Source organism: Robertmurraya phoenicis (genome assembly GCF_047302285.1).
In the GTDB taxonomy this organism is placed as follows: Bacteria; Bacillota; Bacilli; order Bacillales; family Cytobacillaceae; genus Robertmurraya.
Map to the genome: position 1 here is coordinate 1,733,740 of NZ_CP154845.1, position 14,371 is coordinate 1,748,110.

14 protein-coding genes are annotated in these 14,371 nt (G+C 37.5%); 11 read left to right on the forward strand and 3 right to left on the reverse strand.

Going from position 1 to position 14,371, the window contains the following annotated elements; all coding sequences use genetic code 11:
- The first annotated feature begins 73 nt into the window (after nucleotides 1–73).
- The 3 genes from spoIVB to AA0X71_RS08490 all read left to right on the forward strand — a co-directional run bounded on the left by spoIVB (nucleotide 74) and on the right by AA0X71_RS08490 (nucleotide 3,479).
- Nucleotides 74–1,366 carry a SpoIVB peptidase gene (gene spoIVB, locus AA0X71_RS08480; protein WP_413361321.1) on the forward strand — a complete coding sequence of 431 codons (1,293 nt, stop codon included), beginning with the start codon at nucleotides 74–76 and terminating at the stop codon, nucleotides 1,364–1,366.
- A 306-nt stretch (nucleotides 1,367–1,672) separates the two neighbouring features.
- Nucleotides 1,673–2,470, forward strand: a complete 798-nt coding sequence (gene spo0A, locus AA0X71_RS08485; RefSeq protein WP_413361323.1) for a sporulation transcription factor Spo0A — start codon at nucleotides 1,673–1,675, stop codon at nucleotides 2,468–2,470.
- 280 nt (nucleotides 2,471–2,750) lie between these two features.
- On the forward strand, nucleotides 2,751–3,479 hold the full coding sequence (locus AA0X71_RS08490; RefSeq protein ID WP_413361325.1) for a glycerophosphodiester phosphodiesterase: 729 nt from the start codon (nucleotides 2,751–2,753) through the stop codon (nucleotides 3,477–3,479).
- Nucleotides 3,480–3,531: 52 nt separating this feature from the next.
- Here the strand turns inward: AA0X71_RS08490 and AA0X71_RS08495 are convergent, their stop codons facing one another.
- Both AA0X71_RS08495 and AA0X71_RS08500 read right to left on the reverse strand, forming a co-directional pair.
- Complete coding sequence (locus AA0X71_RS08495; RefSeq protein WP_413361327.1) at nucleotides 3,532–4,236, reverse strand: hypothetical protein; 705 nt, start codon at nucleotides 4,234–4,236, stop codon at nucleotides 3,532–3,534.
- Between the two features lie 70 nt (nucleotides 4,237–4,306).
- Nucleotides 4,307–4,900, reverse strand: a complete 594-nt coding sequence (locus AA0X71_RS08500; RefSeq protein ID WP_413361329.1) for a class D sortase — start codon at nucleotides 4,898–4,900, stop codon at nucleotides 4,307–4,309.
- A gap of 388 nt (nucleotides 4,901–5,288) precedes the next feature.
- Between AA0X71_RS08500 and AA0X71_RS08505 the strand changes: the two genes are divergently transcribed.
- The 4 genes from AA0X71_RS08505 (at nucleotide 5,289) to AA0X71_RS08520 (ending at nucleotide 8,319) form a co-directional block, all read left to right on the forward strand.
- The gene (locus AA0X71_RS08505; RefSeq protein WP_413361331.1) at nucleotides 5,289–5,921 is read left to right on the forward strand and encodes a TasA family protein; all 633 of its coding nucleotides are present in this window, start codon (nucleotides 5,289–5,291) and stop codon (nucleotides 5,919–5,921) included.
- 127 nt (nucleotides 5,922–6,048) lie between these two features.
- Nucleotides 6,049–6,897 (forward strand): amyloid fiber anchoring/assembly protein TapA, encoded by an 849-nt coding sequence (gene tapA / locus AA0X71_RS08510; RefSeq protein WP_413361333.1) that lies wholly within the window; start codon nucleotides 6,049–6,051, stop codon nucleotides 6,895–6,897.
- A 33-nt stretch (nucleotides 6,898–6,930) separates the two neighbouring features.
- Nucleotides 6,931–7,515: a signal peptidase I SipW gene (gene sipW, locus AA0X71_RS08515; RefSeq protein ID WP_413361335.1), complete on the forward strand. Its 585-nt coding sequence runs from the start codon at nucleotides 6,931–6,933 to the stop codon at nucleotides 7,513–7,515.
- Between the two features lie 87 nt (nucleotides 7,516–7,602).
- Nucleotides 7,603–8,319 carry a hypothetical protein gene (locus AA0X71_RS08520; RefSeq protein ID WP_413361337.1) on the forward strand — a complete coding sequence of 239 codons (717 nt, stop codon included), beginning with the start codon at nucleotides 7,603–7,605 and terminating at the stop codon, nucleotides 8,317–8,319.
- 76 nt (nucleotides 8,320–8,395) lie between these two features.
- On the opposite strand, the gene AA0X71_RS08525 is transcribed toward AA0X71_RS08520, so the two are convergent.
- On the reverse strand, nucleotides 8,396–8,647 hold the full coding sequence (locus AA0X71_RS08525; RefSeq protein WP_413361338.1) for a DUF2627 domain-containing protein: 252 nt from the start codon (nucleotides 8,645–8,647) through the stop codon (nucleotides 8,396–8,398).
- A 201-nt stretch (nucleotides 8,648–8,848) separates the two neighbouring features.
- On the opposite strand from AA0X71_RS08525, the gene AA0X71_RS08530 reads away from it, so the two are divergent.
- The 4 genes from AA0X71_RS08530 (at nucleotide 8,849) to buk (ending at nucleotide 14,365) form a co-directional block, all read left to right on the forward strand.
- The gene (locus AA0X71_RS08530; RefSeq protein WP_413361340.1) at nucleotides 8,849–10,897 is read left to right on the forward strand and encodes a sigma 54-interacting transcriptional regulator; all 2,049 of its coding nucleotides are present in this window, start codon (nucleotides 8,849–8,851) and stop codon (nucleotides 10,895–10,897) included.
- A gap of 201 nt (nucleotides 10,898–11,098) precedes the next feature.
- Entirely contained in the window at nucleotides 11,099–12,004 is a 906-nt protein-coding gene (yqiS, locus tag AA0X71_RS08535; protein WP_413361342.1) for a phosphate butyryltransferase, read from the forward strand.
- 30 nt (nucleotides 12,005–12,034) lie between these two features.
- A complete protein-coding gene (gene bcd, locus AA0X71_RS08540) occupies nucleotides 12,035–13,129 on the forward strand; it encodes a branched-chain amino acid dehydrogenase (protein WP_413361344.1) in 1,095 nt (364 codons plus the stop codon).
- A gap of 114 nt (nucleotides 13,130–13,243) precedes the next feature.
- The gene (gene buk / locus AA0X71_RS08545) at nucleotides 13,244–14,365 is read left to right on the forward strand and encodes a butyrate kinase (protein WP_413361346.1); all 1,122 of its coding nucleotides are present in this window, start codon (nucleotides 13,244–13,246) and stop codon (nucleotides 14,363–14,365) included.
- The last annotated feature ends 6 nt before the right edge of the window (nucleotides 14,366–14,371 follow it).

The following is a 14,371-nucleotide window of genomic DNA, read 5'->3' on the forward strand; positions in this document are numbered from 1 at the left end:
GTCTAATGGAGGCAAAATTAAAGATGTAGCCATTTTAGAGTGAGTGTGTGGACTAGAAGCGAGGAGAGTGAAGATGTTGAATTTTGAACTTCTTAGAAAAATAATTGGTGGAATTCTCCTTGTTTCAGTTGTTGCGCTGGGATTTTCTAAACCTGTGCAACAATATATTCAATTACCAAAGGAAATCACGCTTTTTGAAGGGCAAGAATTTTCCTTTCAAAAATCCCATCCTGTTTCAGCAGAAATGAACAACTCTAACCTTAGTGTCTCAGTCGATGATATAGACAATACCGTTTCCCTTAACGCAAATAAATACGGAAAAAATGAAATGCTTTTAGAATTAGCAGGGTTCCCAATTAAAAAGGTCGATGTTAACGTTCTTAAGGATTTCAAGGTCATCCCAGGTGGTCAGTCGATTGGCGTAAAACTGAATACAGTCGGTGTTCTGGTGGTTGGACACCACCAAGTAAATACGGTAGAAGGAAAGCAGTCACCTGGAGAGGAAGCAGGAATCAAGGTTGGCGATATCATTACGAAAATTAACGGAAAACGAATTGAAAAAATGTCTGACGTAGCTCCATTTGTACAGGAAGCAGGAGATACAGGAAAACCATTGCAAATTGAAATTAGTCGTGAGAGTGGTAAAGTAACAACCGAATTAAAACCGCAAAAAGAAAATGATGAAGATAAGTTTAAACTCGGTCTCTATATTCGAGACTCAGCAGCAGGGATTGGAACGATGACGTTCTATCATCCCGAATCAAAAAAATATGGTGCTTTAGGGCACGTCATATCTGATATGGATACGAAAAAACCGATTGTGGTAGAAGACGGACAAATTGTTCGCTCTACTGTAACGTCTATTGAAAAAGGAAGCAACGGAGACCCTGGAGAAAAATTGGCTAGGTTCTCTTCAGATAAAGAAGTAATTGGTAATATTCAACGAAATAGCCCATTTGGAATATTCGGGAAGCTCAACCGTGACATTGAGAATGGAGTTATGGATAAAGCCTTGCCAATCGCCCTTTCTCATCAGGTGAAAGAAGGTCCAGCGCAAATACTGACCGTCGTAGATAATGATGAGGTTAAACGGTTTGATATAGAAATTGTCAGCACCATCCCTCAGAAATTCCCGGCAACGAAAGGAATGGTCTTAAAAGTAACAGACAAAGAATTACTTGATAAGACTGGTGGAATTGTTCAGGGTATGTCTGGGAGTCCGATAATCCAAGATGGAAAAGTTGTAGGAGCTGTTACTCATGTGTTCGTTAATGATCCTACATCTGGATATGGTGTTCATATCGAGTGGATGCTCAACGAAGCTGGAATCGATATTTATGAAAAAGAGGAAGAAAAGGCGAGTTAAACGATCAACAATGGATGATTTTGGAAGGCGGGAATTTTCCGCCTTTTTTTCTTTTTTTCTCCTTCTATGTGTATAATAATAGTATGAATAAAGATTTTTCGACAAAGTGTACATGTTAGAAAAATCAAGTGACGAAACAAGTCGAAAAGAAGAGAAAATAGAAGAAAATTAAAGATTTCATACATTTTTACAGAAAAAATAAAAAAAGAAAAGGATTTTTATTGGCTTTGTCGAATTGAATATTTAGAATAAAGATATAGAAAATTAAGAGACGAGAAACTTTATGGATCGAGGAGGAAACAGTACGTGAAGAAAATAAAAGTATGCGTAGTTGATGACAATCGAGAACTAGTGGGTCTGTTAGAGGACTATATCTCTTCACAAGAAGACATGGAAGTTGTTGGTGTAGCCCATAACGGACAGGAGTGCCTGGAGGTTTTGCAGGAAACTGACCCAGATGTTCTTGTTTTAGATATTATTATGCCTCATTTAGATGGCTTAGCCGTTTTAGAGAGAGTGCGTGAAATGAAAAAGAGTCATTTACCTAATGTCATTATGTTAACGGCATTCGGTCAAGAGGATGTTACAAAAAAAGCCGTTGAATTAGGCGCATCTTATTTTATTTTGAAGCCATTTGATTTAGAACATTTGGGCAATCATATTCGCCAAGTAAGTGGTCAAGGAGCTCCTGTGATGAGAAAATCTTCTGGATTATCAGGTGCGATCAGACCAGCTGTAGAAGAAAAACCGAAAAACCTTGATGCGAGCATTACCAGCATCATCCATGAAATTGGTGTACCTGCTCATATTAAGGGGTATTTATATTTAAGAGAAGCGATTTCCATGGTGTACAATGACATTGAACTATTAGGTTCGATTACCAAGGTGTTATACCCAGATATCGCAAAGAAATATAACACGACGGCAAGCCGTGTAGAGCGCGCCATTCGCCATGCCATTGAAGTAGCGTGGAGCCGTGGCAATATTGATTCCATTTCGTCTTTATTTGGTTATACAGTATCGATGTCGAAAGCAAAACCAACAAATAGTGAATTCATCGCAATGGTGGCTGATAAGCTTCGTTTGGAGCATAAAGCTTCTTGAAAGAGTGAGCAATGATGAAATGATCGACATTGTTGGTCGTGGTCTTGCAATGAGCAAACAATGGCCAACGATTATTTGTGTGCGTATAAAAAGTTAATTTGATAAAAAGACATATTCTTTTGTGCTTGATAAAAGAATATGTCTTTTTTTGATTAAGTTAGAAATGGTATGCCATGAGAACATAACACATCATATATGGAATTGAGTTGTTCAGTTATAATAAAATATAAGTAAAAGTTCTTAAATTTGTGAAAAAGAATTTTTGGAGGAGGAAGTTTCCTTGACACTTATCTTTGCCCACCGTGGGTATTCATCTAAATATCCAGAGAATACTATGAAAGCTTTTAGAGAAGCGGAAAAGTCAGGAGCAGATGGAATAGAACTCGACGTCCAGTTAACGAAGGATGGAGAAATCGTTGTTATTCATGACGATAAAGTGGATCGTACGACAAATGGGAGCGGCCTTGTAAAAGATTATTCCTTTGAAGAATTAAAGAGACTAGATGCAAATTATAAATTTAAGACGATTTTAAAAAAAGAACCGATTCCTTCTTTAAAAGAAGTACTTGCGTGGCTTCAAACAAATCAGCTTAAATGTAATATTGAAATCAAAAGTAATATTGAATCGTACATGAAAATTGAGGCACCACTTATCGAACTTATTCGTGAATTTAATCTTTCAGATCGAGTGATTATATCTTCTTTTAATCATTATAGTATAGTGTACTGTTATAGACTTGCGCCAGAAATTGAAATTGCTCCACTTTATCAAGAAGGGCTTTTTATGCCATGGGTGTATACTCAGTCGATAAAAGCTAAAGGAATGCATCCAAACTTTCGAGTGGCACCTAATGAAATCATTAAGACTGCTCTTGATTCTGGCATTGAAGTGAGACCATATACCGTAAATAAAGAAAAAGACATGCGGAGATTATTTGAAATTGGCTGCACTGCATTTATTACCGACGATCCTGTTAAGGCGATTAAGATTAGAAAAGAATTTTTATAATAGAAGAGCCTCCTACGAATAATTTTAGGAGGCTTTTTTTGTGAGAAATGAGTTATTTTTCTTTATTCAATACCAGTTCTTGAAGGTCTCTTAGAAGCGTGTCTTCACTCTTGCCATCGGTGGAAATTCCTTCTTCTTTCGCCTTTTCAATCAGCAATGTAGAACGTAACTCTTTTAGTAAGGCATCAAAATCTTTCCCTTTAGTAACTATACCTAGTTCCTTCGCTTTCGCTGAAATTACGTTATATTGAATCTCCTCTATACTGCTCTCAGCTGAAGAAATTCTTGGATCAGTTTGTCTATCACCGAGACGACGAATATCTTCCTCAGGTGCTTCTGGATCTTTTTGATGTTCTTCGAGTTCTTTTATTAAGGCTTTTTCATCTTTTCCTTCCGTTGAGATTCCAAGTTTTTCGCTTTCTGCAGCGAGAACGGCAAATCGAATCGATTCGTTACTCTTTTTCTCAATATCTAGACCTAATTCACTTGCTTTTCGCTTTAGCAGTTCATTTTCAATTTCTTCAATACTCTTTCCTTCAATCGATATGCCCAATTTTTGAAGGAAAGAATCTTCTCTAGGAGCAAGTGTTTTCTCAGCCTCTTTGTCTCCTTCAGAAAAATGATTCCTCCATTCTAATCTGTTAAGTTGTAACTTATCGTTACTATTATCATCACTGGCAAAAAAAGTAGAGGGTAATTGAACAATGCCTAGACATATTCCTCCAACTACGATGGAAGCCACAATTTTTTTATTCATCGTTTTTCCTCCTATATTTTCATTGTTAACTTAATCGAGTAAAAGCTATACCTAAATATTTCTATTCGTTTTACTGTTCAATTTCTTCGTTGTCAACAGGGAGAGCAGTAATGATATATCGTTCCGGTGCATTACCCACGTATGTGAAAGGATAGCATGTCGTTAAAACCAGTTCTTCATGGGGAAACGTATTTTTTATGACTGTCATATCGTTTGCTTCTACTATTCTTGTGTCAGTGATTTTGTAGGTATACCTTCCATAAGGAAGAGAGATTATCAATTCATCTCCTATATTTAGTTCACCCATTCGACGAAATACTGTATCCCTATGCCCTGATAAAACAATTTGATTGTTCTGAGCAGGGTAAGCGGATTCCTTCAAATGTCCAACACCTTTAGCAAGTTCATCTGTGTCTGTACCTTCAATAATGGCTAGATTGGCGTTTATTTGTGGAATATCTAGAACTCCAACTACTTCTCCGTCATGAGGGGAAAAGTCAACTGGTTTTCTAGGACCTTCCTTTTCAACTGGTGCTGCCAAAACATCATAAGCGAACACCAAGCTATCTTTTTGTGCTTTGTTCGTTTTTAGGAACTGATATCCGCTTATCCCAATTAATCCTAGTCCTAAAATGATGAGTATGATCGGTATTTTTCTAATCATGGATATCATCCTTTGAAATCAATTTTATTTGTATTTGAAAGATAAAAGTGTTTGTTTATATCTTTGGAAGTTGAATCGCTTTATAAATGCCGTTCAATTTCTATGAACCACATTGTTCATTATAAGGTATAAAAAATTCATTATAAAATACAAAATAATGAGTAATCAGGAGATAATGGGAGGAAAAGTCTGTTTTCTGTTCTTAATTAAGAAAATTTGGTCGTTTTTGAAGTTTTCCAAAAAATCTTAAATATCATATACTCAATTTGTGAGTTCTTTATAAAGAACGATAAAGAACGAAAAAAAGAATTTGTTGGTTTGAAGTCTCTTATGCCATACATAAGGGTTCAAAATAAAAAAATTAAAATGAAAAAGGAGAGGAAGAAACTTGAGTATCAAAAAGAAATTAGGTTTAGGAGTCGCTTCAGCAGCATTAGGTTTGGCATTAATTGGGGGAGGAACATTTGCATATTTTAGCGACACAGAAGTAACAAATAATACATTTGCAGCGGGTACATTAGATTTAGCAGCTAATCCAACAACAATCATTGATGTTGAAAACATTAAACCTGGGGATACAATGGTCCGTGAATTCCAATTGGAAAATAATGGTACATTAGATATTTCCTCAATCGACTTATCAACAGCGTATACTGTAACTGATGCTAATGGTGATAACGTAGATGATTTCGGGAAACATATTAAAGTTTTATTCCTTGAAAATGCAGATAAGACTGGTGATGGATGGGTTATTGGAGATTACAATGATGTCATTTCAGAAACTACATTGTATGACCTTCAAAATATGACTCCAGATGCTGTTGAAAATTTAAATAGCTTCCTAACTTGGTTATTTGGTTTAGGCGGGGAAGATAGTGGTTTAGAAGCTGGAACTAGTGATGAAATGTATGTTGCCTTTGAATTTGTTGATAATGGTCAAGATCAAAACGAATTCCAAGGTGATGCCTTAGAGCTTCAATGGACATTTACAGCTCATCAAACTAATGGTGAATCAAGATAAATTATAAGTAAAATGGGAAAGTGAGCTTGCCTCGCTTTTCCCCTTCTTTTATTCTTTATCGTGAATTTATAAGCGTATTATAGGATCACGATAACGAATAAATTAATCCAATTGGAGGAGTAATTATATGAGAAAGTCGCGCTTTAAGCAATGTACGAATAATAGTAAAAAGATAAGAGTCATGATACAGCTATTGGCTATCTTATATGGATGCACACTAGCGATTACATACCTTTCATCAAATACAATTGCTGCATTTTCAAGTTCTCAAAAAGAGACGATCAAACTTCAAGCGGGTAGCTGGTGGGACGGAAGTGATCTGGAGTTTGTAAAAAACAACACAAAAAATATTAAATCATGCCCTTCTGTAGAAATTATCGCAGAAATTAAGAATAATGGATTTGCAATGTCCGGATTTACTAAATATGAAGTTTATTACAATAAAGATGATAACGGTAACCCACAGAAAAAGGGTGAATTAATTGCAACTGGAAAAATTGATCCGATAGGCGAAGGTGAAATGGTAAGTCTCTCTTATGTTGCTGAAAATACTGGTTCATATATGTTCAAAGCTTATCAACACCCAGATTACAACGGGAAAAAATCTTCTGAAATATGGAGCCATAAAATTATGGTCAAATGCTCCAAAAATAATGTAACTGAAAAAGAAGTTGGCGAAAGTAAAGAAGTGATAGAAGAGAATGAATCCGCTAAAGAAGAAGTAGAAATACCAAAAGCAGAGGAACCTCAGGAGCAAAAAACGAAAGAAGAGGAGTTAGCTAAAGAAGAAAAGACAAAAGAAACTCCGGAGACTCCTGATATGAGTACTCAAACAGAAGGTAAGTCAAACGAAACTCAAGGCAATCCTGATACGAATGCTCAAAAACAAGAAAAGGAAAAGATAGTAGAACAAATCACCGAAGAACCTGGTTCAGAGCAGACCAAAGAAAAAGTAACTGAGGAAGAGTCTGAATGACTAAAAATGTAGTTAAAGAGGAGGATTAAATAGATGAAAAGAGTGGCAAAATGGGCTAGCAATTTAGTGACGATCGTTCTCTTCTTGATTTTCGTTTTGGTTCTATTTTTAGTCATATCTTCGAAAGCCTCTGGAGGAGAGCCGCAAATATTTGGTTATCAGTTAAAGACGGTTCTATCAGGATCAATGGAGCCAGGAATAAAAACAGGCTCTATCATCGCTGTTAAACCAGGTGGAGATATGACTCGGTTCAAAGAAGGGGATGTGATTACCTTTCAAGAGGAAAGAAATATTTTAATCACACATAGAGTAACAGAAGTAATCAATAATGGTAATCAAGTGATGTATAGAACAAAAGGGGATAATAATAATGCAGAGGATATAAACCCCGTCCTATCTAATAATGTTGTGGCAGAGTACAATGGGTTTACAGTTCCATATATCGGATATTTCATAGATTTTGCAAAGTCTAAAAACGGAAGTGTGTTTCTCTTGATTTTACCAGGTGTTTTACTATTAGGGTATGCATTTTATACAATATGGCAGACCCTTAGAATGATTGAAAATAAAGGAGTCACAACGATTGCTGATGATGAGCCTATTGATGTAAAGCAGTAAGATAGAAATTGCAACAAATAAGAAAAGATGAGATCTGTCCGTCTCATCTTTTCTTATAGATATATATATGAAAATGAGGGAGTCAATATGAGGTTAAAAAAGCTACTGTCCGTTTCTTTTGCTTTCATCATGATGAGTATGTGGAACCCGTTAATTACGAGTGCGGAGGAATTGTCTGGTTTAAATATCGTAACAAATGAAAGTAAAATTATCTTTAAATTAGATAATTTGAAACCAGGTGATATCGCAAAGAGGGAGTTAACGGTTCAAAACAGAAGCAAAGAAGATTTTACATACACATCAGATTCAACATTTACTGGAGGATCAGAGGAATTATATAATGAATTCACACTAGAGATTGCTGATTCAAGCAAGACACTTTTTAGTGGAAAAATGAAAGACTTTGATAGGCTTGATCCAAGATATCTTAAGTCTTTACATGAAGAAGCCTTACTGTTCTCTGTTGAATTTCCTAGTCATTTAGGGAACGAATTTCAAGGAAAAGGATTTGAAGTTCAGATTCGTTTCTTTGCAGAGGGACAGACCGATAACCCTCAAGAACCAAATGAACCGCAGGAACCAGAAACACCAGCAAATCCCAATGAGCCAGTAGATCCGAATGATCCAGAGCCACAGCGACCAATTCCATCAGACGATTTAGATTCCGCCCCAACGGACGGACAAATCCTTCCTGATACTGCGACAAATATTTTTAACTATCTGGTATGGGGAGTGGTTTTTATTGCTCTAGGGTTAATCATCCTTAAAGCATTAAAAAATAGAAGAGTGACAGTTAATAACTAAAATAGATTGAGATAGGGTTATCCTTAGCAAAAAAAGAATACACAAAATAAATGCATGGTGAGTGCTTCACCATGCATTAGTTTTTGTTATCCAATTTAAATCGACCTTGCACCTTATTCTTCTTCCGATCTCGATGAAGAATAAATCCGCCGATAAATGCTAAACCAGCTAAAAATAATAATAAGCCAGAGATAAATTGCAGCCATAATAAAGAAGGAGTGAATGGTCCGAGTGTGATGCCAAAGACCATATCCCGCATCATCTTAATTCCGTATGCTGCAATGGCTCCAGGTATCACTAGGACTAATAAAGCTATAATTCGTATCATCATAAATCCTCATTTCAACGTAATCACCTCTATTATACCATGCTTTTTCCATAAAAGTATGTCCACCTCTTGACATTGCCTTCATGTCCAGAAACATAAAAAAATTTGTCATTATCACTTTTTAACACTAAAATAGGATTATGTGCAAAAAAATTCATTTCCTTTATGAAAAATTTTTCTTACAAGAAGGTAGGGGAAAATGTGCAAACCGTCATGATTGTTGGAGCTGGTATGGGTGGATTATCCATCCTGAAGATTTTAAAAGAAACCGCTGTTCTTGATGTGAAAGTGGTCATCGATATTGATGAAAACGCTCCGGGAATCTTGTTTGCGAAGGAGCAAGGAATTGAAGTTGGAAGTGATTGGAGAGAATATTTATCCGATCAAATTGATGTCGTCATTGAAGTAACTGGGCGACAAGAAGTATTTAGAGAAATTCGAGAACTAAGAGAGCGTAATACCGTGTTAATTCCTGGAAGTATGGCTTATTTAATCTCTAAATTAATTGAAGAAAAAGAAGATTTAATATCTAGACTTAAATATGAGACGTATAAACATGATTTAATTTTTAATGCCACCGGTGATGGCATGCTTGTCGTCGATAAAAATGCGAAGATCACCTTAATGAATCATAGTGCTGTCAATATGATTGGCATGACGAAAGAAGAGGCAATCGGAAAATCCGTTCTCGAAGTAGTGCCGACAAGTCGTTTGCCTGTGATTTTACAAAATGGTCGAGCTGAAACGAATCGAGAGCAAACGCTGGCAAATGGGATGAAAATCATCACCACAAGACTACCGATGATCGATGAAAATCACGAAATAATCGGTGCGTTTGCTGTTTTTAAGGACATTACAGAGGTTGTTAATTTAGCTGAGGAACTTACCAATTTAAAAGAAGTGCAAACAATGCTTGAAGCGGTCATTCAATCGAGTGAAGAAGCAATATCTGTCGTTGATGAAAATGGCTTAGGAATTATTATCAACCCTGCTTACACTAGATTAACAGGGCTCTCTGAGGAAGAAGTCATTGGACAACCAGCAACTGCCGATATTTCTGAAGGGGATAGCATGCATATGCAAGTGTTAAAAACGAGGCGTGCTGTCCGTGGTGTGGCGATGCGATTAGGGCCTAACAAAAAAGAGGTTATTGTCAATGTCGCACCTGTCATTGTTGATGGAAAATTAAAGGGAAGTGTTGGCGTCGTTCATGATATGTCTGAAATTAAGAGCTTGAATCGTGAGCTTAGCAGAGCACGACAAATCATTCGAACGCTAGAAGCAAAATATTCGTTTGAGGATATTATTGGTGATTCTGAGGAAATGCGCTTAGCAATCGAACAAGCAAAACTTGGGGCGAGAACGCCTGCGACGGTTTTACTAAGAGGAGAGTCTGGAACAGGAAAAGAGCTCTTTGCTCATGCCATACATAATGCAAGTGACCGTAAATACAATAAATTTGTTCGTGTGAATTGTGCTTCTCTTTCTGAATCATTACTTGAGAGCGAGCTTTTTGGCTATGAAGAAGGAGCTTTCTCAGGAGCGAAAAGAGGGGGGAAACGGGGCCTTTTTGAAGAGGCAAACAATGGTAGTATTTTTTTAGACGAAATTGGTGAATTAACAGCGAATACTCAAGCGAAACTATTACGAGTACTACAAGAAAATGAAATCACTCGTGTAGGCGGAACAAAGCCGATTTCTATTAATGTAAGAGTAATTGCTGCAACAAATGTGAATATTGAAAAGGGGATCATAAACGGGACATTTCGCGAAGATTTGTATTATCGTCTCAATCGAATGCCGATACATATTCCTCCTTTACGGGATCGAAAAGGGGACATTCCTCTATTATGTGAAAGACTGATCCAGAAGATTAATCAAGATTATGGGCGTAATGTTGAAGGGGTAACAGCCAATGCTATGAAGCACTTAGCTCAATATCATTGGCCAGGAAATGTTCGAGAACTAGAAAACATTCTTGGACGAGCCATTATCTTTATGAATTATCATGAAACAGATATTGACCTTCATCATATGCCAAATTTGAAAATTGCTGAGGAACCGAAAATAGAGAGTACTTCACTTCCAGTGGCACAGGGAGAAACATTAAATAAAATGTTAGAGAAATATGAAGAAAAGATTATTGCTCAAACACTGGAAAAGCAAAAGGGGAATAAAACAGAGACCGCAAAAATGCTAGGCTTATCTGTTCGCAACCTTTACTACAAGTTGGACAAATATGACTTGTAAGGCTAAGATCATGATTGTAAAGATTGGCATGCAACATTTTTCATGATTTTGCAAAATAATTCATGGAATGCAAAATGATGAAAGGTTTTTGAACTCTTTAAACTTGGCATGAAACTTGCGAATGAATTTAATGTCAGAAGGGTATTGTATTTGACCATGAAGAGGGAAAAATAGACAAAGTTTTAGGGGGTTGAATACAGTTTGAAATTAGAAGCACTAATTGAAAAAGCCATCCAGTTTGAATTAATTACCGTAGCCGTAGCAGCTGCTGAGGAAGAGGATGTTCTTGAAGCTGTGGCAGAAGCGGTGAAGAGAAAGCTGTCTCGGTTCCTATTATTTGGAGATCGAGAGAAAATCATGAATCTCATCAATGAAAGATTTCCTGAATTAACGAAAAACAGTGGCATTCAAATCATTCATGCTCAAACGAATCAGCAAGCGGCTGAAAAGGCGGTAAAAGCTGTTCATTTAAATGAAGCGAATGTATTAATGAAAGGAAATGTTCAAACCGCTGTTATTTTAAAAGCGATTTTAAATAAGGAATATGGGTTAAGGACTGAAAATATTCTCTCCCATGTGGCTGTTTTTGAGGTACCTGACTTTGATCGTTTACTCTTTATCACAGATGCTGCGATGAATATGTATCCTGATCTTCAACAAAAAATACAAATCCTCCAAAATGCAGTGGGAATTGCAACAAATGTGGGAGTTGAGATACCTCTCGTCGCTCCGATTGCGGCCGTTGAAGTCGTCAACCCAAATATGCAGGCAACATTAGATGCTGCAGCACTTACACAAATGAATCGAAGAGGTCAGATTCCAAATTGCATTATTGATGGACCACTTGCTTTAGATAATGCGATCTCAACTTTGGCAGCAGAGCATAAAGGGATCAAAAGTGAAGTTGCGGGACAGGCAGATATTTTGCTTGTGCCAACGATAGAGGTTGGAAATGCGTTGTATAAATCATTAACATATTTTGCTAAGGCGAAAGTTGGAGGAGTCATTGCAGGGGCAAAAGCACCGATTGTTTTGACATCACGAGCTGATTCATCAGAAAGTAAGCTCTATTCCTTAGCTCTAGCCATTTGTTCTACTAAACAATGACGAATATTTAATTAAGAGGAGAGATACAACATGGAAATTTTCAAGTATATGGAGTCTTATGATTATGAACAGGTCGTTTTTTGCCAAGATAAACAATCTGGATTAAAGGCGATTATTGCGATCCATGATACAACTTTAGGACCAGCACTTGGTGGAACACGTATGTGGACATATGAGTCTGAAGAAGCGGCGATTGAAGATGCTCTTCGTCTAGCAAAAGGGATGACGTATAAAAACGCTGCTGCAGGATTAAATCTTGGTGGCGGTAAAACGGTTATTATCGGAGATCCACGTAAGGATAAGAATGAAGAAATGTTCCGTGCATTTGGTCGCTATATTCAAGGGTTAAATGGTCGCTACATTACAGCAGAAGATGTGGGAACAACGGTTGCTGATATGGATCTTATCCATGAGGAAACAGATTATGTTACAGGAATCTCTCCTGCATTCGGTTCTTCAGGCAACCCATCACCAGTAACAGCTTATGGTGTCTACCGTGGAATGAAGGCAGCAGCTAAAGAAGCTTTTGGAAATGATTCTTTAGAAGGAAAAGTTGTTGCCGTTCAAGGTGTCGGAAACGTAGCCTATAATTTATGCCGTCATTTACATGAAGAAGGTGCAAGCCTAATTGTCACGGATATTAATAAAGAGGCTGTGCAAAGAGCGGTTGAAGATTTTGGTGCAAAAGCAGTTGAACCGAACGAAATTTACGGTATAGAGTGTGATATTTATGCTCCTTGTGCATTGGGTGCTGTCATTAATGATGATACAATTCCGCAATTGAAGGCAAAGGTGATTGCAGGAGCAGCTAATAATCAGTTAAGAGACACGACTCATGGTGACCTGATTCATGAAATGGGAATTGTGTATGCCCCTGATTACGTGATCAACGCAGGTGGAGTGATCAATGTTGCAGATGAGCTTCATGGCTACAATCGTGATCGTGCGATGAAGCGTGTGGAAACCATTTACCAAAACATTGAAAAGGTTATTGAAATTTCAAAGCGTGATGGAATCCCAACATACAAAGCAGCAGATAGAATGGCGGAAGAGCGAATTGAAAGAATGCGTAATTCTCGTAGCCAATTCCTTCAAAATGGTCATCATATTCTAAGCAGAAGATAATCGAACAAAGCCAAAATGTATGAATAATTTCACTTTGAAAGGTGTCTAGCGCAAAGTTTCCATATTTCAATGTATCATTCGATCAACCAAAAAGAGGAAATTTGCGCTTTTCAGATGGAGGGTTACACAGTGCCAGAGTCAATCAATCGAATTCTTGTGATCAATCCAGGATCCACTTCAACGAAAATTGGCGTTTTCGATAATGAAAAATCAGTTTTTGAAAAGACAATTCGTCATAGTAATGATGAAATTAATCAATTTAACAATATCATTGAGCAATATGAATTTCGCAAAAAAACGATTCTAGAGTCCCTTGATAAAGAGGGGATCAATATCTCCAAACTGAAAGCAGTTTGTGGTCGCGGTGGCTTGCTTCGTCCGATTGAAGGAGGTACGTATCGAGTCAATGATGAAATGCTTTCTGATTTGCGCGCTGGTTTTGCTGGAGAACACGCATCTAATCTTGGCGGGATTATTGCCCATGAAATTGCGTCAGGATTGAATATTCCAGCTTATATTGTCGATCCTGTTGTTGTAGATGAATTGGAGCCAATTGCTCGAATTTCAGGTTTTTCGTTAATTGAACGCAAAAGCATCTTCCATGCCCTGAACCAAAAGGCTGTTTCGAGACGGGTTGCCCAACAATTAGGAAAGAAATATGAAGAACTTAATTTAATTGTTGCCCATATGGGAGGCGGAATTACAGTTGGTGTACATAAAGAAGGAAGAGTGGTCGATGTGAACAATGGTCTTCACGGCGACGGACCATTCAGTCCAGAACGGGCAGGTACTGTACCTGCTGGTGATTTGGTCGCCCTTTGTTATTCTGGACAATATTTCTATGAGGAAATAATGAAGAAGTTAGTTGGGCAAGGTGGACTGGTCGGATATTTACATACAAACGATGCCATTGCCGTTGAAAAAATGATTGGAAATGGCGATGAACAAGCAAAATTAGTGTACTCAGCGATGGCGTATCAGGTAGCAAAGGAGATTGGTTCTGCGAGTGCAGTTCTCTCAGGAAAAGTCGATGCGATCATTTTAACAGGCGGACTTGCTTACGGAAAAGAAGTTGTGCAAGCGATTCGTGAACGAGTGAAATGGATTGCCGATGTGATCGTGCAACCTGGAGAAAATGAGCTTCAAGCATTAGCAGAAGGAGCTCTAAGAGTGTTACGGGGAGAGGAACGGGAGAAGGACTATCCAAACCCGGTGAAAAGCAGTGAGAGGATCTGAAGAAGG

Excerpts from the sequence above, each read along its gene's own strand:
- spoIVB (WP_413361321.1), top strand. The coding sequence starts at position 74 with ATGTTGAATTTTGAACTTCTTAGAAAAATAATTGGTGGAATTCTCCTT.
- AA0X71_RS08520 (WP_413361337.1), top strand. The coding sequence starts at position 7,603 with ATGAGGTTAAAAAAGCTACTGTCCGTTTCTTTTGCTTTCATCATGATG.
- buk (WP_413361346.1), top strand. The coding sequence starts at position 13,244 with ATGGAGGGTTACACAGTGCCAGAGTCAATCAATCGAATTCTTGTGATC.
- bcd (WP_413361344.1), top strand. The coding sequence starts at position 12,035 with ATGGAAATTTTCAAGTATATGGAGTCTTATGATTATGAACAGGTCGTT.
- AA0X71_RS08525 (WP_413361338.1), bottom strand. The coding sequence starts at position 8,647 with ATGATACGAATTATAGCTTTATTAGTCCTAGTGATACCTGGAGCCATT.
- AA0X71_RS08495 (WP_413361327.1), bottom strand. The coding sequence starts at position 4,236 with ATGAATAAAAAAATTGTGGCTTCCATCGTAGTTGGAGGAATATGTCTA.
- tapA (WP_413361333.1), top strand. The coding sequence starts at position 6,049 with ATGAGAAAGTCGCGCTTTAAGCAATGTACGAATAATAGTAAAAAGATA.
- AA0X71_RS08500 (WP_413361329.1), bottom strand. The coding sequence starts at position 4,900 with ATGATTAGAAAAATACCGATCATACTCATCATTTTAGGACTAGGATTA.
- sipW (WP_413361335.1), top strand. The coding sequence starts at position 6,931 with ATGAAAAGAGTGGCAAAATGGGCTAGCAATTTAGTGACGATCGTTCTC.